The sequence below is a fragment of the Paraburkholderia sp. UCT31 genome, from assembly GCF_014397655.1.
GTDB classification, from domain to species: domain Bacteria; phylum Pseudomonadota; class Gammaproteobacteria; order Burkholderiales; family Burkholderiaceae; genus Paraburkholderia; species Paraburkholderia tuberum.
Genome location: NZ_VZQP01000005.1, coordinates 144816 through 171779 on the forward strand (window position 1 = coordinate 144816; position 26964 = coordinate 171779).

Here is a 26964-nt window from a genome sequence, read left to right on the forward strand (position 1 = left end):
CCGGATCGCGCCGCCGGCCTCTCCTCGAGCCTTTTTGTGGCGGCGTTTAGCGGGCGCGTCGTGGTTGGGAAACACACCCTTTTCTGCGGTCTTTCGAATGAAGCGCTTCGATTATGGCACATGGATTGCGAATGGCAATCCGGGAAATCGGCGATAATGTGCTATTTAGTTCAGGTCGTGCGATCGCACGGCAAACCCCCGCGCCGCAACCGTGACAGACGTCAAAACACTCGCGGATCGCATCGAAGATCTGCTGCCCCAAACGCAATGCACGAAGTGCGGTTATCCCGCATGCCGTCCGTATGCCGAAGCCGTCGCCAATGGCGAGGCGAACTATAACCAGTGCCCGCCCGGCGGCGCCGAGGGCATCGCGCGCCTCGCCGCGCTGCTCGGCAAACCGGTGATTCCGCTCAATTCGGCCAATGGCGTCGAACGTCCGCGTCCGTTGGCGGTTATCGACGAACAGGTGTGCATCGGCTGCACGCTGTGCATGCAGGCCTGTCCGGTCGACGCGATAGTTGGCGCACCGAAACAGATGCACACCGTGGTCGCCGAGCTATGCACCGGCTGCGACCTGTGCGTGCCGCCCTGCCCGGTCGACTGCATCACGATGCTCCCCGTGACCGGCGAGGCCACCGGCTGGGATGCATGGAGCCAAAGCCACGCGGACGCGGCGCGGGCGCGTCATAACCGCCACGAGACCCGTCTCGCGCGCGAGCGCGACGCCGCCGAAGCGCGCGCTGCGGCGCGGCGAGCCGCAAGCGCGCCGCCGGCTGCGCCGGACGCGGTTGCGGCAAGCGGCGCGACAGTGCCGTCCGAGGCTCCCGCCGCCCCGATTGCGGACGACGCGGAAGCGAAGAAACGCGCGATCATCCAGGCCGCGCTCGAACGCGCGCGCAAGAAGAAGGAAGACTTGGCCGCGAAAGGCGAGGGACCGCTGAACACCGAGAACGTCAGCGCCGACGTGCAGGCACAGATCGACGCCGCCGAAGCGCGCCGCCGCCGTCTCGGTCTTGCCAGCGGTGGCGACGCGCCCGGCTCGGAGCAGCAGTCCGACGAGTCAAATGAGTCAAACGAGTCCAATCCACCGTCCAACTCGCCGCCAACCACGCGCTGACCATGCCGACGCAACCCGGCCCACTCACACGGACCCGCTCCGCATGAACGCGAACAAACGCCGCGCGATCTACGAAACGCTTCAGAGCCTCAATCCGCATCCCACCACCGAGCTCGAGTACACGACGCCGTTCGAACTGCTGATCGCGGTGCTGTTGTCGGCGCAGGCGACCGACGTGTCGGTCAACAAGGCGATGCGCAGGATGTTTCCGGTCGCGAACACGCCGCAGAAGGTGTTCGACCTCGGCGAGGAAGGTGTCGCGAGCTATATCAGGACGATCGGTCTGTATCGCACGAAGGCGAAGAACGTGATCGCGACCTGCCGCATTCTGCTCGACCGGTATGGCGGCGAGGTGCCCGAGGATCGCGAGGCACTCGAGGGGCTGCCCGGTGTCGGCCGCAAAACGGCCAACGTGATCCTGAACACCGCATTCGGCCATCCGACCATCGCGGTCGACACGCACATTTTCCGCGTCGCCAACCGCACCGGCCTCGCGCCCGGCAAGGACGTGCGCGCGGTCGAAGCGGCACTCGAAAAATTCACGCCCGCCGAATTCAGGCAGGATGCGCACCACTGGCTGATCCTGCATGGACGCTACGTGTGCAAGGCGCGCCGCCCCGAATGCTGGCATTGCGCGATCGAGCCGCTGTGCGAGTTCCGGCCGAAGACCCCGCCACCCGATCTATAAGGCCGGCCCAGTTCGAGACCCGAGGCCGTGCAGCGCGCCTGCAGCCCACGCGGCCGCCGCGTAAAATAGTGTCTTACGGCGCAGCGCGCACTGCGGACCCGCACCGTCGCGCTCCGCGCCTCCACTCCCACGCACCGGTTCCACGATGTTCAATCCCAGCCGCGACGAAGTTCGCCTCTTTTTCACCGACACCTGGCGCAAACAGCGCCAGGGCGAGATTTTGACGCCGCTCGAGGCGATCGCAGCCGACTGGATCGTCGAGCATCCCGAATATCACGCCGATCTCGCCGATGGTCCCGCCGCCCAGGCGCAGGACTATTCGCCGGAGCGCGGCCAGACCAATCCGTTCCTGCACCTGTCGATGCACCTGGCGATCTCCGAGCAGTTGTCGATCGATCAGCCGCCCGGCATTCGAGCCGCGCATGAGCGGCTCGCCGCGCGCCTCGGCTCGACGCACGAGGCGCAGCACGCGATCATGGACTGCCTCGGCGAAACCATCTGGGAAGCGCAGCGCACCGGCACGCCGCCGGACACGGACGCGTATCTGCAGCGCATCGAACGGCGCGCGACGCGCGACTGAGGCGACTGGAAACTCCGGCGCGGCACGACGCCAGCACGCCGAGGTACGACGCCCTCAAAGCAAAACACCCCGCCAAGGCGGGGTGTTTTGCTTTTGAAGCTTCGGCGCGAAACCGGCGCCCGACGCTTACTTCTTCTGCACGAGGTCGCCTGGCAGCGATTCGATGTAAGCGGCGATGTCCTTCATGTCGCCTAGCGACAGGCTCTGCACCTGTGCCTGCATGATCGCGTTGTTGCGGCCGAGGTTTGGATTGCCAGTACCCATCTGGTACTGACGCAGCGCCCAGTAGACATAGTCGGCGTACTGACCGGCCAGCTTCGGATACTCCGGGCTCACCGGCTTGTTCAGGTTGGGGCCGTGGCAGGCCGCGCAGTTGTGGCTGTCGGCGAGCACCTTACCCTTGCCGGCGTCGGCCGCGTGGGCTGCGTTCGCCGCGGCCAGACCGATGACCGCCGCCGCGCCGACCGCCTTGAATACCGTGTGGAGTGCCTGTTGGGGCTTGATCATGAAATCTCCTATCCCGCGAATTGGATGTGCTGGTGACCGACGCCGATCACTTGTCGGGATTGTTTTTCGAAGCGGCAGTTTGCGCTGCGTAGTACGCGGCGACATCGGCAATGTCCTGATCCGACAGCGTCACCGCGATCGCGTGCATCGTGGCGAAATGGCGGTCGCCCTTCTTGTAGGCGCGCAGCGCGTTTTCGAGGTACGCCTGATTCTGGCCACCGAGCTTCGGCACGCGGAAAACCTCTGGATAAGCCGTGCGGTACTCAGGGATGCCGTGGCAGCCGATACACATCGCGACCTTGTCCTGGCCCGCCTTGGCGTTGCCTACGACATCCGCTGCCTGCGCATTGGCCGCATACCCCGCGAGCACCGACAGCGCTACGATCACGACGTGTTTGCCGACGAATTTATTCATAGATGTAACCTGGCTTGAGGGGAAACGGGTGCCCACAAAGGCAGCGGTCCGCGCCGTTCTTCTTGTAGGGTAGCCGCGCAGGCCAAAAAAATCGGGCTCATTGTACCGCGACGCCGCGCCGAACGTCCACCAGACACGGGGGCCGCGCAACGCCCGCCGGGACGGGCCCCACGCCGTGACCGCGGCGGCTTCGCAACGACGCCACAGCGGCACCGCCGCCGCGTCACTGCGCGGCTGACACCATACGTCAGCCGGTTTCAGGCCAACAGGCCTTCTGACTTATACTGGGTTTTTTCCCGCACAAGAGCATCTCGTCATGCGTTTCGAAGGCTCATCGCAGTACGTCGCCACCGACGACCTCAAGCTCGCGGTCAACGCCGCGATGACGCTCAAGCGTCCGCTGCTGATCAAGGGCGAACCCGGCACCGGCAAGACCATGCTCGCCGAGGAAGTCGCCGCCGCGCTCGGCATGCCGCTCTTGCAATGGCACATCAAGTCGACCACCAAGGCACAGCAGGGGCTGTACGAATACGACGCGGTGTCGCGTCTGCGCGATTCGCAGCTCGGCGACGAGCGCGTGAAGGACATCCGCAACTACATCGTCAAGGGCGTGCTGTGGCAGGCGTTCGAATCGGACGAGCAGAGCGTGCTGCTGATCGACGAGATCGACAAGGCCGACATCGAATTCCCGAACGACCTGCTGCGCGAACTCGACCGCATGGAGTTCTACGTGTACGAGACGCGCGAGCTGGTGCGCGCCAGACATCGCCCGCTCGTGATCATCACGTCGAACAACGAGAAGGAGTTGCCCGACGCGTTCCTGCGCCGCTGCTTCTTCCACTACATCAGGTTTCCGGATGCGACGACGATGCAGCAGATCGTCGACGTGCATTACCCCGGCATCAGGAAGGATCTGCTCGCCGCGGCGCTGCAGAGCTTCTTCGAGCTGCGCAACGTCGCGGGGCTGAAGAAGAAGCCGTCCACCTCCGAACTGCTCGACTGGCTCAAGCTGCTGCTCGCCGAAGACATTCCGCCCGAAGCACTGCGCTCGGCCGATCAGAAGCAGATCGTGCCGCCCCTGCACGGCGCGCTGCTGAAGAACGAACAGGACGTGAGCCTGTTCGAGCGGCTGCTGTTCATGAACCGCAACAACCGTTGAGCGGGCGCCGCGCCGCAGGACATCCAGCATGCTGATCGACTTTTTCTACTCGCTGCGCGCCGCCCGCCTGCCGGTCTCGGTGAAGGAATACCTGACGCTGCTCGAAGCGCTGAAGGCCAACGTGATCGCGCCGTCGCTCGACGAGTTCTACTACCTCTCGCGCATCACGCTCGTGAAGGACGAGCAGTACTTCGACAAGTTCGACCAGGCGTTCGGCGCCTTTTTCAACGGTGTCGCGGCGACCTCGGAGCTCGCGCTCGACATTCCGCCCGACTGGCTGAAGAAGAAGCTGCAACGCGACCTGTCGCCCGAGGAAAAGGCGCAGATCGAGGCCATGGGCGGCATCGACAAGTTGATGGAGCGCCTGAAGGAACTGTTCGACGAGCAGAAAGAGCGCCACGAGGGCGGCAACAAGTGGATCGGGACGGGCGGCACGTCGCCGTTCGGTCACGGCGGCTATAACCCTGAAGGCGTGCGCATCGGCGGCGACGCGGCCGGCAATCGCACGGCCGTCAAGGTATGGGAAGCGCGCGCGTATCGCGACTACGACGACCAGGTCGAAATCGGCACGCGCAACATCAAGGTCGCGCTGCGACGGTTGCGCCGGTTCGCCCGCGAAGGCGCGGCGGAAGAACTCGACCTGCCCGACACGATCCGCAGCACCGCCGCGAACGCCGGCTGGCTCGATCTGAAGATGGTGCCCGAGCGGCACAACAACGTGAAGGTGCTGATGCTGCTCGACGTCGGCGGCTCGATGGACGATCACGTGAAGCGCACCGAGGAGCTGTTCTCCGCCGCGAAGGCCGAGTTCAAGCACCTCGAGTTCTACTACTTCCACAACTGCGTGTACGACTTCCTGTGGAAGCACAACCGCCGCCGCCACGCCGAGCGCACACCGACGTGGGACGTGCTGCACAAGTTCACGCCCGACTACAAGCTGATCTTCGTCGGCGACGCGACGATGAGCCCGTACGAAGTGTTGCAGCCCGGCGGCTCGGTCGAGTACAACAACGCCGAGGCCGGCGCGGTGTGGTTGCGCCGGCTCGCCGATCACTTCCCGCACTTCGCGTGGCTGAACCCGGAGCCGGAAGCGCTGTGGCCGTACCGGCAGTCGGTCAGCGCGATCCGCGAAGTGCTGGGCCACCGCATGTATCCGCTGACGCTCGCGGGCCTCGAGACGGCCATGCGGGTGCTGAGCAAGTAACGCCCGCCGTTCCAGAATCCACGTCCCGACGCTTCAACTTCCACAACAAGAAAGCCTTCGCATGAGTTCGTTCCCGTCGCCCCAGCTGTCCCGCGCCGCCACGTCGCCCAGGCGCTTCAATCCGCTTGCCGATACGTCGCTGTCGACGATCGTCGCGGGCTTCGTCGCGGCGATGACCGGCTACACGAGCTCGCTCGTGCTGATGTTTCAGGCGGGCCAGGCCGCGCATCTGAGCGACGCGCAGATTTCGTCGTGGATCTGGGCGCTGTCGATCGGAATGGGTCTGTGCACGATCGGCCTGTCGCTGCGCTTTCGCGCGCCGATCGTGATCGCATGGTCGACGCCGGGCGCGGCGCTGCTGGTGTCGTCGCTGCCGCATGTCGAGTATGCGCAGGCGATCGGCGCATTCATCTTCTGCGCGGCGCTGCTGACGCTGGTCGGCGTCACCGGCTGGTTCGACGCGCTGATGAAGCGGATTCCGTCCGGCCTTGCGGCAGCGCTGCTCGCGGGCATCCTGTTCGAGATCGGCATCGAGATTTTCCGCGCCGCGCAGTACCAGACCGCGCTCGTGCTGACGATGTTCTTTACCTACCTGATCGTCAAACGGTTCGTGCCGCGTTATGCGATTCCGACCACGCTCGTGGCAGGCACCGCAGCCGCCGGCGGCCTCGGGCTGCTCGACTTCAGCCACTTTCACGTCGCGCTCGCGCACCCGGTGCTGACGATGCCGTCGTTTTCGGTGGCGGCTTGCGTGAGCATTGGCATTCCGCTGTTCGTCGTCGCGATGGCCTCGCAGAACGTGCCGGGCATCGCGGTGCTGCGCGCCGACGGCTATACGACCCCGTCCGCGCCGCTGATCGCGACGACCGGCGTCGCATCGCTGCTACTCGCGCCGTTTGGCTCGCACGGCATCAATCTTGCCGCGATCACGGCGGCGATCTGCACCGGCCCCGAAGCGCACGAAAACCCCGCCAGGCGCTACACAGCGGCCGTATGGGGCGGCATTTTCTATCTGCTCGCGGGCGTGTTCGGCGCGACGATCGCCGCGCTGTTCGCGGCGTTCCCGAAGGAGTTGGTCGTGTCGGTCGCGGCGCTCGCGCTGTTCGGCTCGATCATGAGCGGGCTCGCCAACGCGATGCAGGATACGAGGCAGCGCGAGGCGGCGCTCGTCACGTTCATGGTGACCGCCTCGGGACTCACGCTGCTGTCGATCGGCTCGGCGTTCTGGGGGCTCGTCGCCGGCGTGGTAACGCAAGTCGTGCTGAACGCGCGGCGCGCGTGAACGGATATCCCCGCCCGGCTGTCCATACCCGGTGTTCATACCGTCCTCGGCGATCCGCCATAGAATAGATGTATCCGGCAGCGTTTCCCAAGCCATCGTGGGACGCGCTGCGGCTTGACCCGCGGCCGCCGGCGCCGGCTGATTCCTCCTGCCGGCGCGGCGGCGTCCTCACTTCTCCTGAACCATGGCGCACACGCGCCCTGAAGGCCCGAACATGACAACCGCACTCGACCAACTCAAGCAATACACCACCGTGGTGGCCGACACCGGCGACTTCCAGCAGCTCGCGCAGTACAAGCCGCGCGATGCGACCACCAATCCGTCGCTGATTCTGAAGGCCGTGCAGAAAGACGACTACCGGCCGCTGCTCGAAAAGACCGTGAAGGCGCATGCGTCGAAGCCGCCCGGCGCGATCATCGACCAGTTGCTGATCGCCTTCGGCACCGAAATCCTGAAGATCATCCCGGGGCGGGTGTCGACCGAAGTCGACGCGCGCCTGTCGTTCGACGTCGAAGGCTCGATCGCGAAAGGCCGCGAGCTGATCGCGCTGTACAAGGAACACGGCATCGAGCGCGACCGCGTGCTGATCAAGCTCGCGTCGACGTGGGAAGGCGTGCGCGCGGCCGAGGTGCTGCAGAAGGAAGGCATCCACTGCAACATGACGCTGCTGTTCTCGCTCGTGCAGGCCGCCGCCGCCGCGGAAGCTGGCGCGCAGCTGATCTCGCCGTTCGTCGGCCGCATCTACGACTGGTACAAGAAGAACGCCGGCAGCGCGTGGGACGAAGCGAAAGACGGCGGCGCCAACGATCCGGGCGTCAAGTCGGTACGCCGCATCTACGCGTACTACAAGAAGTTCGGCCACAAGACCGAGGTGATGGGCGCGAGCTTCCGCACCACCTCGCAGATTCTGGAACTGGCCGGCTGCGATCTGTTGACGATCAGCCCCGACCTGCTGCAGAAACTGCACGAGAGCACCGACAAGGTCGAACGCAAGCTGTCGCCGGAGACATCGCACGACGCGGACATCGAGCGCGTGCCGGTCGACGAGAAGTCGTTCCGCTTCCTCCTCAACGACGAAGCGATGGCGACCGAGAAGCTCTCCGAAGGCATCCGCACGTTCGCCGCGGACGCGGTGAAGCTGGAAAAGCTGATCGACACGCTGCGCTGAGGCGCCGGAGGCGGCGGGCCTGGCTGGCTGAGTGACGCTCACGCTCGCCGCGCGGCTCCGCGCGAATGCAATCGATGACGGGCGGCGCTGGACCTCACGGTTCAGCGCCGCTTCTCGTTTACGCTGCGTCGCCACTGGCGACATAGCGTCACAATCGACGCGCCGCCACCGACTACAATCGAACTCGACGCCTCTCCCCACCGCCGCTGGCGAGGAACGACGGCGCCCGCCCAACGCCTGACCATGGAGACGATCATGTACGTTCAGCCCTATGTGTTCTTCAACGGCCGTTGCCAGGAAGCGCTCGATTACTACACCGACAAGCTCGGCGCCCAGGTGACCTTCAAGATGCTGTTCAAGGAAGCGCCGCCGGACGCGCACAATCCGCCACGCCCCGAACTCGCCGACAAGATCATGCACGCGAGCGTGCAGCTGGGCTCCAGCACGTGGATGGCTTCCGACGGCAACTGCGATCCGGCGGCCGGCCCGTTCAACGGCTTCAGTCTGTCGCTGACCGTCGATGACGGCGCGTCGGCGGAAAAATGCTTCAACGCGCTCGCCGATGGCGGCCAGGTCGTGATGCCGTTCCAGCAAACGTTCTGGAGCAAGGGCTTCGGAATGGTAGTGGACCGCTTCGGCATGATGTGGATGGTCACGCTGCCGCCGCAGGTTTGAGGCTTAGGGCAGGCCAGCGCTAGCACCTACCTACCACGCGTCGCCCGCTCGTGCCGCTCGATGTTCCAGTTCGGCTCGGTCTCCAGCAATAGCGCGCGCAACCGGTCTACCTGCTCCGCGAGCCGCTGACCGAGCCAGTACGGCCCTTGCCAGTCGGGCGGCAACGCGGTGGCCACGTCGCCGTGCCCCTTCGCGGGCGGCGCCGCGGCCGGAATGCCAAAGCGCGACGGACGGCCAAAACGCAGCCCGCGCGCGGTGGACAACAGGATCGCCCGCACGGCGCGCACCTCGGCGCCGCAATGCGCTGCATAGGCGGTGCGCGCGGCGGCATCGGCGTTCATCAGCGGCCCCGTGGCAAGCAGTTCCAGCGAGCTGAGCACCGAGCGATGCAGCCGCTGGATCTCCTCGAGCCTCGTCTGCGGCACGTCGATTTCCTTCGCGACCGACGGCATCAGCGAGCGCAGTTGCACGAGCCGCTTGTTGATCCGCAGGAAGCGCTTGATCTGCTCCTCCTCGGTGATCGTTTCGCCGTCGAGCAGCCGCGCGTAGATGCCCGCGCATTCGCGCAGATTGGCGGCGAGGCCGTAGCGCCACGAATACGTCGCGTGCAGCGGAAACGCGAACGAAAACGCCAGCGCGATGACGATACCGATCAGCACGTTCAGCGTGCGCCACAGGCCGACGTCGATCAGATTGTCGCCGTGGCCCGCGACGATGCACATCGTGATGGCGGTCAGGAGCCCGATATAGCCGGACGAGCCAATCGCGAACCACGCGCAGATCGACGCGATGATCGCCTCCAGCCCATAGGTGAGCGGCAGAGAACCGATGAAGTGCTGTTGCACGATCAGCAGGAGCCCGATCGATGCGCCGAGCAGCGTGCCGGCCGCGCGTTCGGCCGCTTTCTTGCGGATATTGCCGTGATGCTGCAAGCCGCCGATCACGACCAGCAGCGTTACCGACGACCAGATGCCGTGCGGAATATCGATGCCGGTCGTCGCGAGAATCGACACCAGCATCGCGAGGCCGACGCGCAGGCTATGCAGTACCTTCGCGTGCCGGTAGCGGTAATACGGCGACGTGACCGCGCGCACCATCCGGCTGAGTGCCGCGCGGCGGGAGATCACGGTGGGAGTATCTGCAGCAGCCATGGCGGCGCGCGGCGAACGCGTGAAAGGACGGTTCCGCTATCCTGCCCTGGAGTGCCCCGCAAACACAAACGTCCGCCAACTTTCGTAGGCGGACGTTGCGTTTTTCAGCGTGTGAAGTTGCAGCCGGATCAGCCTTCGACGACGTCCAGATAGTCCTCCGGACGCGTACGGTCCTCGGCGCGCTGCATGCCCACCGCGCGCACGATCAGGCTCACGACGACCGACACCACGAGGTTCACGATCAGCGACCACACCGCCGCATAGCCCGGAATCGCCATGCCGAACAGATGGATCGTGAAGATCGAGCTCGCGAGGTTCAACGAAATCGCCATCCACGTGCCGGTCGCGATACCTGCCGCCCAGCCGAGCAACAGACCCCGGTAGTCGAGCACGCGCGTGTAGAGACCCAGCACGATCGCCGGCAGCGTCTGGATGATCCAGATCCCGCCGAGCAGTTGCAACTGGATCGCGTACGTGAGCGGCAGACCGAGAATGAACGCCACCGCGCCGACCTTGACGATCAGCGACACCAGCTTTGCGACGTTGGTCTCCTGCTCGTGCGTCATGTTGCGGTTGACGAACTCCTTGTGCACGTTGCGTGTGTACAGATTCGCCGCCGCGATCGACATGATCGCCGCCGGCACCAGCGCGCCGATACCGATCGCCGCGAACGCGACGCCGACGAACCACGACGGGAAGAAGTGCAGGAACAGCGCCGGCACTGCGAAGTTCGGGCCGAAGGCCTTGAAGTACGGCGCGAACTCCGGCATGTCCTTCACGCCGGCCGCGAGCGCCATGAAGCCGAGCAGCGCGAGCAGGCCGAGCACCAGCGAATACGCCGGCAGCAACGCCATGTTGCGGCGGATCGTGTTGCCCGACTTCGACGACAGCACCGCGGTGATCGAGTGCGGATACAGGAACAGCGCGAGCGCCGAACCCACCGCGAGCGTCGCGTACGCGCTATAGCCGTTCAGGCTCGACACGTCCGGCGACTTCAGCAGCAGCTTGGCCGGCGGGACCGCGCCGAAGATATGGCCGAAGCCGCCCAGCTGCGGCGGAATCACGATGATCGCGGCGAAGATCGTCACGTAGATCAGGATGTCCTTGACGACCGCGATCATGGCCGGCGCGCGCAGGCCCGACGTGTACGTGTAGGCCGCGAGGATCGCGAATGCGATGATCAGCGGCAGATCGCCGACGAAGCCGGTCGTGTCGAAACCGAGCGCGCCGATCACCACTTCGATACCGACCAGTTGCAGCGCGATGTACGGCATCGTCGCGACGATGCCGGTCACCGCGACGGCGAGCGCGAGCATGCGGCTGCCGTAGCGGGCCGACACGAAGTCCGCCGAGGTCACGTAGCCGTGCCGCTTCGCGACGCTCCACAGCTTCGGGAACACGACGAACGCGAACGGATAGATCAGGATCGTGTACGGCAGCGCGAAGAAGCCCGTTGCGCCCGCACCGAACACGAGCGCCGGCACCGCGATGAACGTGTAGGCGGTGTACAGGTCGCCGCCGAGCAGGAACCACGTGACGATCGTGCCGAAGCGCCGGCCGCCGAGACCCCACTCTTCGATATGCGCGAGATCGCCGCGCCGCCAGTGGGCCGCGACGAAGCCGAGAATCGTGACGCCGATGAAAAACAGAACGAAGACGAAAGTTGCAATGGGGTTCATCGTTGCGCGCCCCCGTTCGTGCGACCCGTATAGCGGGACCTGGTCTTCGAATAGACGAACGCGGTGATAACCGCGCTGATCAGCACCCACAGCAGCTGATACCAGTAGAAGAACGGGAAATCGAACAGCTGCGGCTCGATCCGGTTGTAGGACGGCACCCAGATCATCGCGATCCACGGTAGCAGCAATAGCCAGAGCCAGTGCTTGCTGGCTTTCTTCACGTCGGCGTCGTGAGCCATGACGTCTCCTGTTTCCTATTTAGAATTTATCTGCCCGCGGTCGACGGGAGGTGGAACTCAGCGGGTGGTCGTCCCGCAGTCAGCCACGGGCTCCCCGAAAGCTTCGAAAGAGTATAGGAGTGGCGAACTCCCGGTCAAGCAGGGACGACCCGAGGCGCGTCGGCGTCCAACAACGCGACGGAAGCGCCAACGATGCAGGCTGGATGACGTTGCGGCGTAGACGTGAAAAAAATACCGGAAGCAAAGCGGCCGTGCGCCGATCAGATCGCAAACGATGCGCCCGTCTGCCCCGTCGATTCGCGCAGGCCCTTGATCCATTTGCGCGCCGGCAAGCCGAGCTCGGCTTCGATCAGCTTCGCGCGCGCCTCTAGCGCGGTGAACGGCACGTCGAGCGCGGGGCCCGAGAAGGCGATCGCGATACGGTTGCCGTCGTGCACTTCGGGCAGCGCGACGACGCGACCGTCGAAGGCTTCGTTCAGACGTTTCATGTTGCGCACGAAGCTCGGATGATCGCCGAACAGATTCACCGTGACGATGCCCGCGTCGGTCAGACACGCACGTGCCGCACGGTAAAAGCCGACGCTGTCGAGTACTGGGCCGCGCGCGGTCGCGTCGTAGACGTCGATCTGCAGCGCGCCGATGGTGCCGTGGTTCGCGCTCTCGTTGACGAAGTCCCACGCGTCGCTTTCATGCACGCTCAGACGCGCGTCGTCGGGCGGCAGTTCGAACATCGTGCGCGCGGCCACGACGACCGCCGGATTCAGTTCGACGGCCTCGACCTTCGCGCTCTTCAGGAAGCGGTGCGCGAACTTGGTCAGCGACGCGGCGCCGAGCCCGAGCTGCACGATGCGCTTCGGCGTTTCGAGGAATAGCAGCCAGGCCATCATCTGCTGCGCGTATTCGAGTTCGATGTGATCGGGCTTGCGCAGACGCATCGCGCCTTGCACCCATTCCGTGCCGAAATGCAGGTAGCGCACGCCGCCCTCTTCGGAGAACGTCACCGGTGCGAAGCGCGGCTTGCGCGGCGCTTCGATTTGCGGCGCGTCGTGTGCGTCGTGCTCGACGGTGCCGTTCGCGTTGCGCGTGGATTTGGGCGCCTTTTTGTGGGCCATTTTCTGTTTACCGCCGATGGCTTGGGCGTCGCGGTTACGGAAAGCGCGCGCCTCGGCCGAAGCGCGCTTGATCAGATTCGTCATGTAGGGATGTCGCGCGACAGGCGCAATATTTTTGGTCGAACGAGAGCATAGCATTCGCTGCGGTTCGCTCATTCAAATCAACCGCTCACAAACTGCTTTCAACGAACTCACAACACGCCCACGACGAAGCCGAATTTACTTCGGCATCCTCGAAGAACCATAAATTTTTGCGGCCGCTGGGTCGCGACCAACCTGCGCCATTACGCCACGCGCAAACGATGACAAGAAGGTCGTCGATTCGTTCGATGTACTCAATCAGATCGCGCAGGGACTGCCAAAGGATGCGACGGGGAATGTGCTCGTCGAGGGGCATACCGACAGTGTGCCGATTTCGACCGCGAAGTATGCGTCCAACTGGGAGCGGTCGTCGGCTCGCGCGGGGGCCGTGGTCAGGTATCTGGTCGAGCGCGGGATCGAGCCGCATCGGCTGGCCGCGATCGGACGGGCGGACAATTTTCCGCTGGTCGCCGGCAATGACGCGGCGGCAAGAGTGGCCAACCGGCGGGTCGCGATCGTCGTGCAGTATTGAACGCGTTCGCCGGTAGCATTGGCCGCCCTTCCCTGCTACGAGCCGCCCGCCGGCGGCTCGTCTTCACATCACCTCACTTCACGCATCACGTCATTCGACGCGTACCGCCCCGAGCGCCTCGTTCAGCGTGCGGCTCGGCCGCATCACCTCTTCGAGCTTGTTGAAGTCCGGCTTGTAATAGCCGCCGATGTCAGCCGGCGCGCCCTGCACCGACGCGAGCTCCGCCACGATCACCTGCTCGTTGGCGGTCAGCTGCGTCGCGAGCGGCGCGAACTGCGCGGCGAGCGCGGCGTCGTCCGTTTGCGCGGCCAGCTCCTGCGCCCAGTACATCGCCAGATAGAACTGGCTGCCGCGATTGTCGAGCTCGCCCGTCTTCGGGCTCGGGCTGCGATTGTTGTCGAGCAGCTTGCCGGTTGCGGTGTCGAGCGTCTTCGCGAGGATCTTCGCCCGGTTGTTGCCGGTCTTGATGCCCAGTTCTTCGAGCGACGCCGCGAGCGCGAGGAACTCGCCGAGCGAGTCCCAACGCAGATGGTTCTCTTCGACGAGCTGCTTCACATGCTTCGGCGCCGAACCACCCGCGCCGGTCTCGTACATGCCGCCGCCCGCCATCAACGGCACGATCGACAGCATCTTCGCGCTCGTGCCCAGCTCCATGATCGGGAACAGGTCGGTCAGATAATCGCGCAGGATGTTGCCGGTGACCGAGATCGTATCGAGCCCGCGCACGACGCGCTCGAGCGTGTAACGCATCGCGCGCACCTGCGACATGATCTGGATGTCGAGGCCCGTGGTGTCGTAATCCTTCAGGTAGGCCTCGACCTTCCTGATCAGCTCCGCTTCGTGCGGGCGATACGGGTCGAGCCAGAACACCGCGGGCATGCCCGAATTGCGCACGCGCGTGACCGCGAGCTTGACCCAATCGCGGATCGCCGCGTCCTTCACCTCGCACATGCGCCAGATGTCGCCCTGCTCGACGTTCTGCGTGAGCAGCACCTCGCCGCTGGCTAGATCGACGATGCGCGCCTCGCCGTCTTCCGGCACTTCGAAGGTCTTGTCGTGCGAGCCGTATTCTTCCGCCTTCTGCGCCATCAGGCCGACGTTCGGCACGGTGCCCATCGTGACCGGATCGAACGCGCCGTTGGTCTTGCAGAAGTTGATGATCTCCTGGTAGATGCGCGCGAACGTGCTTTCCGGGATCACCGCCTTGGTGTCTTTCGGACGACCGTCGGCGCCCCACATCTTGCCGCCGAGGCGAATCATCGCCGGCATCGACGCATCGACGATCACGTCGTTCGGCGCGTGCAGGTTCGAGATACCCTTCGCCGAATCGACCATCGCCAGTTCCGGACGATGCTCGTGGCATGCGTGCAGGTCGCGGATCACCTCCTCGCGCTGCGATTCCGGCAGCGTCTCGAGCTTCTCATACAGATTGACGAGGCCGTTGTTGACGTTCACGCCAAGTTCCTCGAACAGCTTGCCGTGCTTCGCGAACGCGTCCTTGTAGAACACTTTCACCGCGTGGCCGAAGACGATCGGGTGCGAGATCTTCATCATCGTCGCCTTCACGTGCAGCGAAAGCATCATGCCGGTCTTGCGCGCATCTTCCATCTGGTCTTCATAGAACGCTAGCAGCGCCTTCCTGCTCATGAACATGCTGTCGATGATCTCGCCGTCCTGCAGCGCGACCTTCGGCTTCAGCACGATCGTCTTGCCGTTCTTCGTGACGAGTTCCATCTTTACGTCGCGCGCGCGATCGAGCGTCATCGATTTTTCGCCGTGATAGAAGTCGCCGTGCCGCATGTGCGCGACGTGCGTGCGCGATGCCATGCTCCATTCGGCCATGCTGTGCGGGTGCTTGCGGGCGTAGTTCTTCACCGCGGCCGGCGCGCGACGGTCAGAGTTGCCCTCGCGCAGCACCGGGTTCACCGCGCTGCCGAGACACTTCGAGTAGCGCTGACGGATCGCCTTCTGTTCGTCGGTCTTCGGATCTTCCGGATAGTCGGGCACCTTGTAGCCCTTCGCCTGCAGTTCCCTGATCGCGCTCGTCAGTTGCGGCACCGATGCGCTGATGTTGGGCAGCTTGATGATGTTGGTATCGGGTAACGAGGTCAGGCGACCGAGTTCCGCGAGGTTGTCGGGCACCCGCTGCGCTTCGGTCAGAAACTCGGGAAACTCACCGAGGATGCGGCCCGCGACCGAGATGTCGCTGGTCTCGACCTCGATGCCGGCCGGCCTGGTGAAGGTCCGGATGATCGGCAGGAACGCGGCCGTCGCAAGCAGCGGGGCCTCGTCGGTAAGGGTGTAGATGATGGTCGGTTGCTGGGTCGTCATTGCTAGGCTCTGGGCGGGCGGTTGAGAGGCATCTCGCACGTGATACGGGCAGGATGCGCAAACGTCGATCAGGAAAACGACAACGCTAGGACACAAACGCTGTGCGTGGCGGATGGCGACGCGGGGCCCTGGAACGCCAAAGCGGAACGATTAAGCGAACACGGCGGACTGCGTCGCGCAGCGGGTCGCACGGTTGGATTCTGCCTCATTTTTGGGCTGCGAGGAGAATTCGGAATGTGAACAACGGGAGCACGCATGGACACGGCAGAGCAAATGACGATCGCGGCTGACTGGATACGCGAAGCCGACGGCATTCTGATCACGGCGGGCGCAGGCATGGGCGTCGATTCCGGGCTACCCGACTTTCGAGGCGATCACGGATTCTGGGCGGCTTATCCGGCGTTGAAGACCGGCGGAATCAATTTCCATGACATTGCCAATGGAACGGCCTTCCTGCGTGATCCGGTCCGCGCATGGGGTTTCTACGGCCATCGGCTCAACCTGTACCGGCGCACCGTCCCGCACGCGGGTTTCGAGATCTTGCGCCGCTGGGCATCAGCGAAAAGAAGCGGCGGGTTCGTGTTCACCAGCAATGTGGATGGCCAGTTCCAGAAGGCCGGCTTCGCCGACGATCGCCTGTTCGAATGTCACGGATCGATCCACTTCCTGCAATGCGGACAGTCCTGCACGCATCAGATGTGGTCGGCTGATGGTTTCCAGCCAGAGGTGGACGTGAATCGCTGTGCACTGCTATCGCCGTTGCCGAAGTGCCCGAACTGCGGCTGCGTCGCACGACCGGCAATTCTGATGTTTGACGACTGGCATTGGGTTGAAACTCGCACGAGGCATCAACGGATGCGGTACGAGGCGTGGCTGTTGAGCGTCGAGCAAGCTGTCGTCATCGAAATCGGCGCGGGTCGCGCGATACCGACCGTTCGTGACCAGAGCGAACGATTTGGACCGCGCGTCGTGCGGATCAATCCACGCGAATGTGCGGTCGATCCACGCATAGGTCTGGGTCTAGCGGGTCGCGCGCTCGATGTGCTGCGTTCGCTGAACAAAAGGATGGGCTGAGCGATCTGGGGCACTGATGGCCCGATGTTTCAGTTCGCGCCGCAATCGCAATAAAAGAGCCGTGAGGCGACTCGGTCGGGAGGAGGCTACTCGTTCAGCAGCCGCCTCAACTCGTCAAAAAATGATGCGGTCGTGTGCCCCATGGAACGGGAGAAAACTCGAGCCCGTACACCTGATCGAACGCGACATCCAGATCATGCTGGTGCTTTCTCTCGAACCTCTCTATCTCTGCGAGCATTGATTTATGGTCAGCCACCGGGCTATCTCTTTTGTAGCAGGCGACAATAGCGGAAATGGTCTCACCCCATATGTCGAAATCCTGGTTCAGGTAAACACCAAATAGTTGACTTAGCTCAGGGTATTCAGATTTTCTCATTGCTCGAACTCAGTATAGATACGCCCTCAGAACATAGCATGGCGTCTCGTTGTACGTTTCGTATTTGAGAATGACGGGTACAACGCTCATACGCGTCTCTCCGCAACGGGATGCACAGATTCGCCGCGACCGCAGCCCGCCCCATGTCTGAAGTACGAGCAATATAACAGTAGGCCTGAATAAATCAGATCCCGAATTTTCATCCGTCGCCCATTCCTCTCCCTGTTGTCGCCTGCTAGCGTGGCAGTCCCAACAACTACGGAGAAGTTCGGAATGTCGTATCAACAGGATGCGGACGGCGTGCGCGTGGTGCTCAGTGCGCCGCAATTGGCGGCGGTACTGGCAAGGCAGTCAATCACCCAGACCGAAATGCTTTCCAACCGGCTATGGGGCGGGTTGCAAATCGTCGGTGACGTGCTGGAAATGGTCGGCGCAAGTGCGTTGTGTGTGATCCCGGAACCGACCATGCTCACCAAGGCAGGGTGTGTCGTGTTCGGCGTACATGGTTCTGATACGGCGGCGGCTGGTTTGCGTCAGGTCTGGACGGGCCAGGATACGGCCACATTGACCCAGCAGGGCACGACGAAGCTGGCCGAGGCAATGAAGGCAAGTCCTGACATGGCCAACAATATCGGACTGTCACTTGACATGGTCGTGCCGTTCAGCTTTGCCGGGTCAATCAAGGCGGTGCGGGCTGCGCGTATCACGATGGGCGAGATCAACCTGAACATGCATGAAGCGAAGACGCTTCGCGGGGTTGGCGGGCATACACTTTTGAAGCATGTGGGAAAGGATGAGGCCTGGTTGCGACAAAGACTGAAAGATGAGCCGCGGATAAAAGCGGCGACATCATTTAAAGACCAGAAGACTGCCGAGAAAGCCATTTCGGAAGTGATGATGGGCGAAACTTCCCGCATCAGATCTTGGTCCCAGTCTACGACGAGTGCTCCGTTGCGTTTAACAAGGCACATATCTGGGGACGTGGGTTACGGGGTTGTCAGGAAGACAGGACAATTTGCGAAAGGAAACAAGGTTTTGGTGGTACTTAAGCGGGAGATATACAATGGAATGCCCTATTACGTCCTGACGGCATTCATCGACTTATGAGACGCAGTTATGAATGAAAATCCGCTGTACCCCGAACTAAACCAGCTCTTTGGTGTGTACCTTAACGAGGATTTTTCGTACTGGGGTAACACCATCAAAGTGATCGTAGGTTGCTACAGAAGAGATAGTTCACAAGAGAGTTTAAAGAACATACTTGCTGAAATTGAAAACTTCGAGAGAGAGAACTTTAGCAATCTGGACGATGCATTCGAAGAGGCGTATGGCTCCCAGTTCGGCCCGGAGTTGTGGGGTTACACTACTGCTTCCTTCCTTGACGAATTGAAGCGGCTACTGAGTGAGTAGGCAATTGCTCGGGACAGACTATAAAGAAGGCCCGCCATTGTCGCGGGCATTTTCACGCACGCGCCCCTCAACACGCAGACAGGGAGTGAAGGCTTATCGTATGGTTGACGGTGAGGAATATGGCAATCTGACGGGGTTGATTCGCTCTCGTTTCCACGAAGATTTTGACCTTTTCGGAAACTCAGTAGAAGAACTCGTTTCTTCCTATACCGAGAAAATGTCAACGACCGACATTGACGCGCTCATATCTGACATAGATTCATTCAAAGCCGACTATCCAGAGACGTTGGACTCAGAGTTCAAGGAGCGGTTTGGCCGCCAGTTCGATCCTGTTTTGTGGGGCTACACGACGGCTTCCCTCCTTGATGAAGTAAAACGGTTACTGAGTGAGTAGGCAATTGCTCAGGACCGGACCCGCGACGAGAGACTGACGTCAGTCGCGCCATCGTGCATGCCAAGCGTGCGAACATTCGCACCGGTACAATCCTCCGATATCGATGTTCCCGCAGATCTGCCAAACCAAGCCGGAGCGTGTGATGGACGGCGATACCAGCAAAGCCCAATCCGACTGGATTTCCCGTTCGGAATCCACCCACGGAGTCGAACGCATCGAAGCGTTTTTCCACGGCAACGCGTACTCCATGCATCGGCATGACACCTACGCGATCGGCCTGACCCTCGCCGGCGTCCAATGCTTCCATTACCGGCGCGGTTTGCGCACCAGCCTACCCGGACAGACCATGGTCCTGCATCCCGACGAAGTGCACGACGGTCAGGCCGGCACGAACGAGGGATTTCGTTATCAGATGATTTACGTGCAGCCCGCCGCGATCCAGGAAGTCCTAGGCGGCCGCCCCCTGCCCTTCGTCGAAGGCGGCGTCACGATCGATCCGCGCCTGTTCGAAGCCACGCAGACAGCGCTGCGCCAGATGCGTGGCGACGCGGAGCCGCTCGAACGTGACGACGCGCTCGCCGGTCTCGCGCTCGCGCTGGATAACGCGTCGGGCGCGCGGCAGACGCGCAAGTCCGCAGATTTCGCGGCAGCGCAGCGAGCACGCGAATATCTGCACGCATCGTGCACGCACACCGTCACGCTCGATGAACTTGCCGTCGTCAGCGGGCAGGACCGCTGGAGCCTGTCGCGCGATTTCCGAACTTTTTACGGCACCAGCCCCTATCACTACCTGGTCATGCGCCGGCTCGAAGCCGCGCGCGCGATGATGCTGCGCAGCGTTTCCCTCGTGGACGCGGCGGCCGCAGCCGGCTTCGCCGACCAGAGCCACATGACCCGACATTTTCGCCACGCATACGGGATCCCGCCCGCACGTTGGCTCGCGATGACGAGCGATCGGCGCGCCGGCTAACGCAAGCTTGCACGATCGTTCAAGACACTCGCCGGCGGCGGGACTATGCTCTGTTCCAGGTATCACCCGAATGGAGCCACCATGCAAAGCGATTCCCAGCCGACACCCGAGCAACGCGGCCAATACAAGACCATCAACCTGCTCGACAAGATCAGTCAGATCGACGACCACTGGCAGCCGCGCGTCGTGGCTGAAATGAATGACTATCAGTTCAAGGTCGTAAAGATAGTCGGCGATTTCGTCTGGCATCGGCATGCCGATACCGACGAGACGTTCATCGTCCTCGCAGGTCGGTTGCGCATCGACTTCCGCGACCGCTCGATCGAACTGTTTCCCGGAGAAATGGCGGTGGTACCAAAGGGAGTCGAGCACAAGCCGTATGCCGGGTCCGAGGTGAAGCTGCTGCTCATCGAACCGCGCGGCGTCGTCAATACCGGCGATACGACCAACGAAAGAACGGCCGAAAACGACGTATGGATCTGAGAGCCGCCATGCAAACGCCGCGGCCGATCGTTCGCGAAGCCGTTTTCCCCGCCGACACGCACAACCTCGTCGCCGTGATCCACGAGTATGTCCGCTGGCTGGATATGGATCTGTCGTACCGTGGATTCGATGCAGAAATGGACGCGTTCGAACACGTTTATACGCTGCCATCCGGCATGTTCTTCGTCGCCGACGCCGGCGGCGAGCTCGCCGGTTGCGCGGGGCTGCTGCGCCATACGGCAGAGACTGCGGAAATCAAACGGCTCTATGTTCGTGAAGCATTCAGAGGGTTGTCGCTTGGCGAAACGCTGGTCACATCGGTGATCGGGCAAGCGAAGACATTGGGATTCTCGACGCTGGTTCTCGACTCGGTTCCGCAAACCCGTTTTGCACAGCGCATCTACGAGCGGTTAGGGTTCGTCGAAACCGCGCCCTACTACGAGAATCCAGTCGAAGGCACACGGTTTCTTGCGCTCGATCTATGACCGCGAATGGCATCCTGTCGGTCGATCAGACGCAGGTTAGCCGTCGCCATATGTCCAGCTTTTGAGCGTATGAAACCGAGGCATGGGCGGGACTGCTCGATGGCAAACGGACAAGCCGATATTGCACTCCCCGCTCGCCCAACGCTTTCATCCCGATTTTGGCCGCCGTCCCTCCATTGAAGGCGATGGTAGCCAGTTTCGGCAGCGTATCGATCAGAGCAATCAGATCGTTGCTGGCATGGTCGCGAATCCGGCTATCCAGGCTTCCTGCTCGACGAGCCTCGGCAACGACATCCCATAGTCCGATATGGTGTTCGAGCAACGTCTCGAGACGCGTCGAATAGTCCATACCAACCAGATCCCGTTCTATCGCTTCACCGACCAGTAACCAGAATTTGTTCTGCGGGTGTGCGTAATATTGGCCGTGAGCCAACGACACCTCGCCCGGCAAGCTACCGAGGATCAAGACCCGCGTATCAGCGTCGACGACAGGCGCAAAGCAACGCTTGAACGACATCAGCGGCTCCGCTCGTCGGCGCTGCGCGGCACGCTGTGCGCACGCGACGCGGTGTGATCGAGCGGACGACCGTGCTCGCGCACCCGCGCGTGCGCGATATGCGCCGCGCCGGTGCCTGACGCGGCAGCGTGCGCGCGAGCGGCCGCGTCCAACGCACGCAAATGCTCCCACAGTGCCGGCAACATGCATTCGGTCACCATCAAAGGCGCGCCATGCCGCTCGAACACCGAGCGACGCGCCACCAGCGCATGCGGCGCATGCCGATCGCCGCCGTCGATTTCATGCGCGGCCAACCGATACAACGGATGCCGCTGCCCCACCCTGCGGCTCACCAGTGACGAACGCGCGACACTGCTATCGCTATACAGCAACTCCGCGAGCGGCCGGTTGCGCAGCCGGCGCGTCGCCTGCCAGATGCCGACGCTCGCGGCACGCGGCGTCACGCTATGCGCGGCGACGAACGGCACGCCATCGACCGACAGCACCACTTCGCGCACCCACACCGGCGCGCGCGGCGCGAGTCCGAGCGCGCCGGCTTCGTCGGGCCACGGCAGCGCGATAGCTTCGCGAGTCACGCGCACCGCGACCGCGCCGAGCGCGCGCAGGTGCGCGGTCAGTGAACCGCCGCGGGTCAGCCAGTCTTTCTGGGCGGCGCTGAAAGTGGCCAAAGGCGCGACGCGCCAGTGGGCGTCGGCGGGATCGAAACGGATAGGCATGGTGTCGGATTATAGCGGCGTGCTCCGACGGTAATTTTTCGCGGCAACGACCGCGGCGATCGTGCGCGCTGCTTCAGCCAGGGGAGCCGACGCAAACCGGAAGGCAAAAAAATGCGCTGCCGAAGCAGCGCATTTCTCAACTACCGGGCGTCAATCCAGCAACGACATCAACGCTTTCGGCTCACGCTCAACCCGCGCGCGACAGCAGCAACGCATTGGTCCGCTTCACGAAGCTCGCCGGATCCTCCAGCGCGCCGCCTTCGGCGAGCAGTGCCTGATCGAACAGCAGATGGCACCAGTCATCGAAATTCGCGCTATCGGCATGCAGACCCTTCACGAGGGCGTGCTCCGGATTCACTTCGAGAATCGGATGGAACTCAGGCGCCTGCTGGCCCGCGGCCTTCAGCATACGCTGCAGGTAGCCGCTCATTTCGCCGTCGTCGGCAACGAGGCACGACGGCGAGTCGGTCAGGCGGAACGTCAGACGCACGTCCTTCGCCTTGTCCTTCAACGCTTCCTTCATCTTCTCGACGAGCGGCTTGAACGCTTCGCCGATCTTCTCCTGCGCCTCTTTTTCCTCGTCGTTCAGCGCGCCGAGATCGAGGTCGCCGCGCGCGACACTTTGCAGCGGCTTGCCGTCGAATTCGTTGAGGAACGACAGCATCCATTCATCGACGCGATCGGTCAGCAACAGCACTTCGACGCCCTTCTTGCGGAACACTTCGAGATGCGGGCTGTTCGACGCGGCCTGCCACGTGTCGGCGGTCACGTAGTAGATCTTCGTCTGCTCGGGCTTCATGCGAGCGACGTAGTCGGCCAGCGACACGGTCTGCTCGGCCGTGCCCGTATGCGTCGTCGCGAAGCGCACGAGCTTCGCGACGCGCTCGCGATTGGCGAAGTCCTCGCCGATGCCTTCCTTCAGCACCTGGCCGAATTCCTTCCAGAAGCCGGCGTACTTTTCCTTATCGGCGTCGTTGTCCGCGTTGGCCAGTTCTTCCAGCATCGACAGCGCGCGCTTCGTCACGCCTTCGCGGATCGCCTTCACGTCGCGGCTTTCCTGCAGGATTTCGCGCGACACGTTGAGCGGCAGATCGGCCGAATCGACCACGCCCTTCACGAAGCGCAGGTACGTGGGCAGCAGTTGCTCGGCGTCGTCCATGATGAACACGCGCTTCACGTACAGCTTCAGTCCGCCGCGCTGCTCGCGGTTCCACAGATCGAACGGCGCGTGCGCCGGCACGTACAGCAGTTGCGTGTACTCGCTGCGGCCTTCGACGCGGTTATGCGTCCACGTCAGCGGATCTTGATGATCGTGCGAGATGTGCTGGTAGAACTGCTTGTATTGATCGTCGGTGATGTCGTTCTTCGGACGGGTCCACAGCGCGCTCGCCTGGTTGACGGTCTCGTCCTCGTCCTTCGTGACCATCTCGCTCTTTTCCGCGTCCCACTCTTCCTTCTTCATCAGGATCGGCAGCGCGACGTGGTCCGAGTACTTCTGGATGATCGACTTCAGCCGATACGACGACAGCAGTTCGTCCTCATCGGCACGCAGATGCAGCGTGATGGTCGTGCCGCGCGCGGCGCGCTCGATCGTCTCGACCGCGAAATCGCCTTCGCCCGCGCTTTCCCAGCGCACGCCTTCCGAGGCCGGCAAACCGGCGCGGCGCGTCTCGACGGTGATCTTGTCCGCGACGATGAAGCCCGAGTAGAAGCCCACGCCAAACTGGCCGATCAGCGCCGCGTCCTTCTGCTGGTCGCCCGACAGCTTGCCGAAGAATTCCCTGGTGCCCGAACGCGCGATCGTGCCGAGGTGCGCGATCGTCTCGTCGCGGCTCATGCCGATGCCGTTGTCGTCGATCGTGACGGTGCGCGCGGCCTTGTCGAACGACACGCGAATCCGCAGGTTCGGATCGTTCTCGTACAGCGCGCTGTTTTCGATCGCCTCGAAGCGCAGCTTGTCGGCCGCGTCGGACGCGTTCGAAATCAGCTCGCGCAGAAAGATTTCCTTGTTGCTGTACAGCGAATGGATCATCAGTTGCAGAAGTTGCTTCACTTCTGCCTGAAAGCTCATGGTTTCTTGTGCCATGGTCGGACTTCCTCTCGGTTGCGAATGGGGGATGAGCGGCGGCCGAAGCGGATTCCAACCGCGGTTCGGGCCCGCCGTGCCGGAGCGCCGGACCGCCGGATCGTCCGCGCAAATGGGGACGCTCCGGCGCGGTTTCAAGAGGCGCGGCGCGCGACGCCGTCGAGATAACGGCTTAGGAACGCCGGTAATTCAGGATCGCCGCAATTGGCGATGTTGAAGCGCATCCACGTGCTCGGCGACTGCTGCGGCGAAAACAGCCCGCCCGGCGTCAGCAGATAGCCGGCTTCGTGCCCGGCCGCGGCGAGCGCGCCTGCGTCGACGCCGGTATCGGCCCACAGGAACATCCCGGCCGTCGGCGTCAGAAACAGCGTCATGCCGGTCTTCTCGATCATCCGCACGGCCTTCTCGCGCACGCCGTCGAGCCGTGCGCGAATGCGCTCGACGTGCCGCCGGTAGTGGCCCTCGGTCAGGATCTTGTAGATCACGCGCTCGTTCAACTCCGGGCTCGTCATGCCGACCAGCATCTTCTGATTGGCGACCACCGTCGCGACCTCTGCCGCGCATGCGATGAAACCGACGCGCAGATTCGGCGCAAGCGTCTTCGAGAAACTGCCGAGGTAGATCACGCGCTTTAGCTGATCGAGGCTCGCGAGGCGCGTACCCGCGTAGCTGGGCGGGCACAGGTCGCCGTAGATGTCGTCCTCGACGACGATGAAGTCGTACGCCTCGGCAAGCCGCAGGATGCGGAACGCCTGCGCGGCGCTCAGCGAGGTGCCGGTCGGGTTCTGCAGCACCGAGTTGATCACCAGCATTTTGGGGCGCCATTCCTGGACCAGCGCTTCGAGCGCGTCGAGATCGGGGCCGCCCGGCGTGTACGGCATGCCGACGAGCCGCGCGCCCTGCGACGCGAAGCAGCCGAACATCTGGAACCACGCCGGATCGCCGACGATCACCGCATCGCCCGGCTTCACGTAGATGCGCGAAATGAGGTCGATCGCCTGGGTGATGCCCGACACCATCACGATCTGCTCGGGCGACGCGCCGATCTCCAGCTCCTCGAGCCGCGTCTGCAACTGCTGACGCAGCGGCAGGAAACCTTGCGCGGTGCCGATGCCGAGCATCTGCATGCCGCTTTGCCGGCCGAGCGTGCGCAGCGCGTTGGTGATCAGGTCGCCGTCGAGCCAGCGGGCCGGCAGATAGCCGAGGCCCGGGCTGCGCTCGGGCCGCGCGCCGGTGTGCAGCATGTTGCGCAGCAGCCAGACGACGTCGATATTGGCCGGCGCGGGCAGCGTCTCGGCGCGCGGGTGCAGCTCGGAGACCGTCGCCGCGCCGCCCTGGCGCTCGCGCACATAGAAGCCGGAGCCGCGCCGCGACTCCAGAAAACCCTGCGCGACGAGCCGCTCGTACGCTTCGACCACCGTGAAGCGCGACACGCCCTTGTCGAGCGCGAGCTTGCGGATCGACGGCATGCGCATGCCGGGGCGGAACACGCGCTCCTCGATGCGGCGCCGCGCCCATTGGACCAGCTGTTCGACCAGCGTCAACGAGGCGGTGTCGTGCGGGGCAGGAATCTGGGTAAGCGGGACGGACATGACGGACTCCAACTGTACCGAATAGTATCGCGTCGATTGTACCGTTACTGTGCAGGTCACGGCCGTTACATTTGAATCCAGCGAGGCTGGTGACACCATGTAAATCCATCCGTATGGCCCGCCGATCCGGCAAACGGTTATGCTTACGGCCCCGGCAGCGCAGCCTTCAGGCGTGGCGCGCAACTGGCCCTTGCGAAGAACAGCGTTTTCCGTCGATCCGCCATGACCACCCAGACAGCCCAATCGCTCAGTCTCGATCACCTCGTCGTCTCCGCGCGCACCCTGGACGAAGGCGTCCAGTACGTCGCCGATACGCTCGGCGTCGCGCCGGCCGGCGGTGGCGCGCATCCGCTGATGCGGACCCACAATCGCCTGCTCGGCCTGTGGGGCGGCGTCTACCTGGAAGTGATCGCCATCGATCCGCACGCCGCGGCCGACGCAACCGATGGCACCGCGCCGCGCCCGCGCCTGTTCGCGCTCGACGACCCGGCGACGCAGGCGCGACTGGAAAACGGGCCGTATCTGTCGCATTGGGTCGCGCGCGTCGAGCGGCCGAAGCATCTGGCGACATGGCAAGCGCAGTATCCGCAGCGCATCGCGCCGGTCGTGCCGATGACGCGCGGCGATTTCACGTGGGGCCTGACTGTGCCCGACGACGGGTCGTTCCCGGCGTGGCAAGGCGCCGGCGACGGCGTGCTGCCCTCGCTGATCCAGTGGGACTCGACGCGGCATCCGTCGCAGTCGCTGGCGCCGACGAACCTCGCGCTGAAAGCGTTGAAAGCCGTGCATCCGCGGCCAGAGCTGATTGGCGAGCAACTGCGCTGGCTCGGCGCCGCGCACCTGCTCGACGTACAGCCGACCGACGGCGCGGCGGCGCTCGTCGCCGAATTCGAAACACCCGAGGGTTCTCGAACCCTCGGATAAACAGCGCGTGATTGTGC

Annotated in this window: 28 protein-coding genes and 1 pseudogene; 17 read left to right on the forward strand and 12 right to left on the reverse strand. The window is 63.5% G+C overall.

Annotated features, from left to right (window positions below):
- Positions 1-211 precede the first annotated feature (211 nt).
- The 3 genes from rsxB to F6X40_RS05365 all read left to right on the forward strand — a co-directional run bounded on the left by rsxB (position 212) and on the right by F6X40_RS05365 (position 2385).
- Positions 212-1117, forward strand: coding sequence for an electron transport complex subunit RsxB (rsxB, locus tag F6X40_RS05355; protein WP_187627052.1), 906 nt, complete (start codon positions 212-214; stop codon positions 1115-1117).
- A gap of 43 nt (positions 1118-1160) precedes the next feature.
- Entirely contained in the window at positions 1161-1805 is a 645-nt protein-coding gene (gene nth / locus F6X40_RS05360) for an endonuclease III (RefSeq protein ID WP_184021540.1), read from the forward strand.
- Positions 1806-1950: 145 nt separating this feature from the next.
- Positions 1951-2385, forward strand: coding sequence for a DUF1841 family protein (locus tag F6X40_RS05365; RefSeq protein WP_018419890.1), 435 nt, complete (start codon positions 1951-1953; stop codon positions 2383-2385).
- 126 nt (positions 2386-2511) lie between these two features.
- Here the strand turns inward: F6X40_RS05365 and F6X40_RS05370 are convergent, their stop codons facing one another.
- Both F6X40_RS05370 and F6X40_RS05375 read right to left on the reverse strand, forming a co-directional pair.
- Complete coding sequence (locus tag F6X40_RS05370; protein WP_184065640.1) at positions 2512-2892, reverse strand: c-type cytochrome; 381 nt, start codon at positions 2890-2892, stop codon at positions 2512-2514.
- 46 nt (positions 2893-2938) lie between these two features.
- On the reverse strand, positions 2939-3307 hold the full coding sequence (locus F6X40_RS05375; protein WP_184021535.1) for a c-type cytochrome: 369 nt from the start codon (positions 3305-3307) through the stop codon (positions 2939-2941).
- 316 nt (positions 3308-3623) lie between these two features.
- On the opposite strand from F6X40_RS05375, the gene F6X40_RS05380 reads away from it, so the two are divergent.
- From F6X40_RS05380 to F6X40_RS05400, 5 genes are all read left to right on the forward strand, one after another.
- Positions 3624-4466: an AAA family ATPase gene (locus tag F6X40_RS05380; RefSeq protein ID WP_184065638.1), complete on the forward strand. Its 843-nt coding sequence runs from the start codon at positions 3624-3626 to the stop codon at positions 4464-4466.
- Between the two features lie 28 nt (positions 4467-4494).
- Positions 4495-5670, forward strand: coding sequence for a vWA domain-containing protein (locus F6X40_RS05385; protein WP_187627053.1), 1176 nt, complete (start codon positions 4495-4497; stop codon positions 5668-5670).
- Between the two features lie 61 nt (positions 5671-5731).
- Entirely contained in the window at positions 5732-6952 is a 1221-nt protein-coding gene (locus F6X40_RS05390) for a benzoate/H(+) symporter BenE family transporter (RefSeq protein WP_187627054.1), read from the forward strand.
- A gap of 214 nt (positions 6953-7166) precedes the next feature.
- On the forward strand, positions 7167-8120 hold the full coding sequence (tal, locus tag F6X40_RS05395; RefSeq protein ID WP_187627055.1) for a transaldolase: 954 nt from the start codon (positions 7167-7169) through the stop codon (positions 8118-8120).
- 255 nt (positions 8121-8375) lie between these two features.
- Positions 8376-8795, forward strand: coding sequence for a VOC family protein (locus F6X40_RS05400; protein WP_090805641.1), 420 nt, complete (start codon positions 8376-8378; stop codon positions 8793-8795).
- 26 nt (positions 8796-8821) lie between these two features.
- Here F6X40_RS05400 and F6X40_RS05405 read toward each other — a convergent pair whose 3' ends face one another.
- The 4 genes from F6X40_RS05405 to F6X40_RS05420 all read right to left on the reverse strand — a co-directional run bounded on the left by F6X40_RS05405 (position 8822) and on the right by F6X40_RS05420 (position 13060).
- Positions 8822-9946 (reverse strand): FUSC family protein, encoded by a 1125-nt coding sequence (locus F6X40_RS05405; RefSeq protein WP_187627056.1) that lies wholly within the window; start codon positions 9944-9946, stop codon positions 8822-8824.
- A 128-nt stretch (positions 9947-10074) separates the two neighbouring features.
- Positions 10075-11625, reverse strand: a complete 1551-nt coding sequence (gene mctP / locus F6X40_RS05410) for a monocarboxylate uptake permease MctP (RefSeq protein WP_187627057.1) — start codon at positions 11623-11625, stop codon at positions 10075-10077.
- On the reverse strand, positions 11622-11864 hold the full coding sequence (locus tag F6X40_RS05415; protein WP_184059463.1) for a DUF3311 domain-containing protein: 243 nt from the start codon (positions 11862-11864) through the stop codon (positions 11622-11624). Before F6X40_RS05415 ends, mctP begins: the two co-directional genes overlap by 4 nt.
- Before the next feature lie 260 nt (positions 11865-12124).
- Positions 12125-13060 (reverse strand): spermidine synthase, encoded by a 936-nt coding sequence (locus F6X40_RS05420; RefSeq protein ID WP_187627058.1) that lies wholly within the window; start codon positions 13058-13060, stop codon positions 12125-12127.
- Positions 13061-13298: 238 nt separating this feature from the next.
- Here F6X40_RS05420 and F6X40_RS05425 point away from each other — a divergent pair.
- Positions 13299-13589: pseudogene (locus tag F6X40_RS05425) on the forward strand (flagellar motor protein MotB); the annotation flags it as partial.
- 90 nt (positions 13590-13679) lie between these two features.
- Here F6X40_RS05425 and F6X40_RS05430 read toward each other — a convergent pair.
- Positions 13680-15920, reverse strand: coding sequence for an NADP-dependent isocitrate dehydrogenase (locus tag F6X40_RS05430; RefSeq protein WP_187611030.1), 2241 nt, complete (start codon positions 15918-15920; stop codon positions 13680-13682).
- Between the two features lie 255 nt (positions 15921-16175).
- Between F6X40_RS05430 and F6X40_RS05435 the strand changes: the two genes are divergently transcribed.
- Positions 16176-16994 carry an SIR2 family NAD-dependent protein deacylase gene (locus F6X40_RS05435; protein WP_187627059.1) on the forward strand — a complete coding sequence of 273 codons (819 nt, stop codon included), beginning with the start codon at positions 16176-16178 and terminating at the stop codon, positions 16992-16994.
- A 106-nt stretch (positions 16995-17100) separates the two neighbouring features.
- Here F6X40_RS05435 and F6X40_RS05440 read toward each other — a convergent pair whose 3' ends face one another.
- Positions 17101-17370, reverse strand: a complete 270-nt coding sequence (locus F6X40_RS05440) for a contact-dependent growth inhibition system immunity protein (protein WP_260336412.1) — start codon at positions 17368-17370, stop codon at positions 17101-17103.
- Positions 17371-17643: 273 nt separating this feature from the next.
- Here F6X40_RS05440 and F6X40_RS05445 point away from each other — a divergent pair, with 273 nt between their 5' ends.
- The 6 genes from F6X40_RS05445 to F6X40_RS05470 all read left to right on the forward strand — a co-directional run bounded on the left by F6X40_RS05445 (position 17644) and on the right by F6X40_RS05470 (position 21112).
- On the forward strand, positions 17644-18477 hold the full coding sequence (locus tag F6X40_RS05445; RefSeq protein ID WP_187627060.1) for an RNase A-like domain-containing protein: 834 nt from the start codon (positions 17644-17646) through the stop codon (positions 18475-18477).
- A 9-nt stretch (positions 18478-18486) separates the two neighbouring features.
- Positions 18487-18780 (forward strand): contact-dependent growth inhibition system immunity protein, encoded by a 294-nt coding sequence (locus tag F6X40_RS05450; protein WP_187611033.1) that lies wholly within the window; start codon positions 18487-18489, stop codon positions 18778-18780.
- Positions 18781-18865: 85 nt separating this feature from the next.
- Positions 18866-19174, forward strand: coding sequence for a contact-dependent growth inhibition system immunity protein (locus F6X40_RS05455; RefSeq protein ID WP_316251788.1), 309 nt, complete (start codon positions 18866-18868; stop codon positions 19172-19174).
- A 142-nt stretch (positions 19175-19316) separates the two neighbouring features.
- Positions 19317-20144, forward strand: a complete 828-nt coding sequence (locus F6X40_RS05460; RefSeq protein ID WP_187627061.1) for an AraC family transcriptional regulator — start codon at positions 19317-19319, stop codon at positions 20142-20144.
- Between the two features lie 81 nt (positions 20145-20225).
- Entirely contained in the window at positions 20226-20627 is a 402-nt protein-coding gene (locus F6X40_RS05465; RefSeq protein WP_187627062.1) for a cupin domain-containing protein, read from the forward strand.
- Complete coding sequence (locus F6X40_RS05470) at positions 20618-21112, forward strand: GNAT family N-acetyltransferase (protein ID WP_260336411.1); 495 nt, start codon at positions 20618-20620, stop codon at positions 21110-21112. The genes F6X40_RS05465 and F6X40_RS05470 overlap by 10 nt, the downstream gene beginning before the upstream one ends.
- Positions 21113-21137: 25 nt before the next feature.
- Here the strand turns inward: F6X40_RS05470 and F6X40_RS05475 are convergent, their stop codons facing one another.
- From F6X40_RS05475 to F6X40_RS05490, 4 genes are all read right to left on the reverse strand, one after another.
- On the reverse strand, positions 21138-21629 hold the full coding sequence (locus F6X40_RS05475; RefSeq protein WP_187627063.1) for a DNA-deoxyinosine glycosylase: 492 nt from the start codon (positions 21627-21629) through the stop codon (positions 21138-21140).
- Complete coding sequence (locus F6X40_RS05480) at positions 21629-22345, reverse strand: chorismate--pyruvate lyase family protein (RefSeq protein WP_187627064.1); 717 nt, start codon at positions 22343-22345, stop codon at positions 21629-21631. The genes F6X40_RS05475 and F6X40_RS05480 overlap by 1 nt, the downstream gene beginning before the upstream one ends.
- Before the next feature lie 187 nt (positions 22346-22532).
- Positions 22533-24431, reverse strand: a complete 1899-nt coding sequence (htpG, locus tag F6X40_RS05485; RefSeq protein WP_187627065.1) for a molecular chaperone HtpG — start codon at positions 24429-24431, stop codon at positions 22533-22535.
- Between the two features lie 134 nt (positions 24432-24565).
- Positions 24566-26023, reverse strand: coding sequence for a PLP-dependent aminotransferase family protein (locus F6X40_RS05490; RefSeq protein ID WP_187627066.1), 1458 nt, complete (start codon positions 26021-26023; stop codon positions 24566-24568).
- Between the two features lie 222 nt (positions 26024-26245).
- On the opposite strand from F6X40_RS05490, the gene F6X40_RS05495 reads away from it, so the two are divergent.
- The gene (locus F6X40_RS05495; protein WP_187627067.1) at positions 26246-26947 is read left to right on the forward strand and encodes a VOC family protein; all 702 of its coding nucleotides are present in this window, start codon (positions 26246-26248) and stop codon (positions 26945-26947) included.
- Positions 26948-26964 lie beyond the last annotated feature (17 nt).

Excerpts from the sequence above, each read along its gene's own strand:
- F6X40_RS05440 (WP_260336412.1), bottom strand. The coding sequence starts at position 17,370 with ATGAGAAAATCTGAATACCCTGAGCTAAGTCAACTATTTGGTGTTTAC.
- F6X40_RS05385 (WP_187627053.1), top strand. The coding sequence starts at position 4,495 with ATGCTGATCGACTTTTTCTACTCGCTGCGCGCCGCCCGCCTGCCGGTC.
- F6X40_RS05415 (WP_184059463.1), bottom strand. The coding sequence starts at position 11,864 with ATGGCTCACGACGCCGACGTGAAGAAAGCCAGCAAGCACTGGCTCTGG.
- F6X40_RS05470 (WP_260336411.1), top strand. The coding sequence starts at position 20,618 with ATGGATCTGAGAGCCGCCATGCAAACGCCGCGGCCGATCGTTCGCGAA.
- F6X40_RS05365 (WP_018419890.1), top strand. The coding sequence starts at position 1,951 with ATGTTCAATCCCAGCCGCGACGAAGTTCGCCTCTTTTTCACCGACACC.
- F6X40_RS05495 (WP_187627067.1), top strand. The coding sequence starts at position 26,246 with ATGACCACCCAGACAGCCCAATCGCTCAGTCTCGATCACCTCGTCGTC.
- F6X40_RS05465 (WP_187627062.1), top strand. The coding sequence starts at position 20,226 with ATGCAAAGCGATTCCCAGCCGACACCCGAGCAACGCGGCCAATACAAG.
- F6X40_RS05400 (WP_090805641.1), top strand. The coding sequence starts at position 8,376 with ATGTACGTTCAGCCCTATGTGTTCTTCAACGGCCGTTGCCAGGAAGCG.
- F6X40_RS05430 (WP_187611030.1), bottom strand. The coding sequence starts at position 15,920 with ATGACGACCCAGCAACCGACCATCATCTACACCCTTACCGACGAGGCC.
- F6X40_RS05475 (WP_187627063.1), bottom strand. The coding sequence starts at position 21,629 with ATGTCGTTCAAGCGTTGCTTTGCGCCTGTCGTCGACGCTGATACGCGG.
- F6X40_RS05435 (WP_187627059.1), top strand. The coding sequence starts at position 16,176 with ATGGACACGGCAGAGCAAATGACGATCGCGGCTGACTGGATACGCGAA.
- F6X40_RS05490 (WP_187627066.1), bottom strand. The coding sequence starts at position 26,023 with ATGTCCGTCCCGCTTACCCAGATTCCTGCCCCGCACGACACCGCCTCG.
- F6X40_RS05460 (WP_187627061.1), top strand. The coding sequence starts at position 19,317 with ATGGACGGCGATACCAGCAAAGCCCAATCCGACTGGATTTCCCGTTCG.
- htpG (WP_187627065.1), bottom strand. The coding sequence starts at position 24,431 with ATGGCACAAGAAACCATGAGCTTTCAGGCAGAAGTGAAGCAACTTCTG.
- F6X40_RS05380 (WP_184065638.1), top strand. The coding sequence starts at position 3,624 with ATGCGTTTCGAAGGCTCATCGCAGTACGTCGCCACCGACGACCTCAAG.
- F6X40_RS05370 (WP_184065640.1), bottom strand. The coding sequence starts at position 2,892 with ATGATCAAGCCCCAACAGGCACTCCACACGGTATTCAAGGCGGTCGGC.
- F6X40_RS05445 (WP_187627060.1), top strand. The coding sequence starts at position 17,644 with ATGTCGTATCAACAGGATGCGGACGGCGTGCGCGTGGTGCTCAGTGCG.
- mctP (WP_187627057.1), bottom strand. The coding sequence starts at position 11,625 with ATGAACCCCATTGCAACTTTCGTCTTCGTTCTGTTTTTCATCGGCGTC.
- F6X40_RS05375 (WP_184021535.1), bottom strand. The coding sequence starts at position 3,307 with ATGAATAAATTCGTCGGCAAACACGTCGTGATCGTAGCGCTGTCGGTG.
- F6X40_RS05420 (WP_187627058.1), bottom strand. The coding sequence starts at position 13,060 with ATGACGAATCTGATCAAGCGCGCTTCGGCCGAGGCGCGCGCTTTCCGT.
- nth (WP_184021540.1), top strand. The coding sequence starts at position 1,161 with ATGAACGCGAACAAACGCCGCGCGATCTACGAAACGCTTCAGAGCCTC.
- F6X40_RS05450 (WP_187611033.1), top strand. The coding sequence starts at position 18,487 with ATGAATGAAAATCCGCTGTACCCCGAACTAAACCAGCTCTTTGGTGTG.
- F6X40_RS05405 (WP_187627056.1), bottom strand. The coding sequence starts at position 9,946 with ATGGCTGCTGCAGATACTCCCACCGTGATCTCCCGCCGCGCGGCACTC.
- F6X40_RS05390 (WP_187627054.1), top strand. The coding sequence starts at position 5,732 with ATGAGTTCGTTCCCGTCGCCCCAGCTGTCCCGCGCCGCCACGTCGCCC.
- F6X40_RS05480 (WP_187627064.1), bottom strand. The coding sequence starts at position 22,345 with ATGCCTATCCGTTTCGATCCCGCCGACGCCCACTGGCGCGTCGCGCCT.
- tal (WP_187627055.1), top strand. The coding sequence starts at position 7,167 with ATGACAACCGCACTCGACCAACTCAAGCAATACACCACCGTGGTGGCC.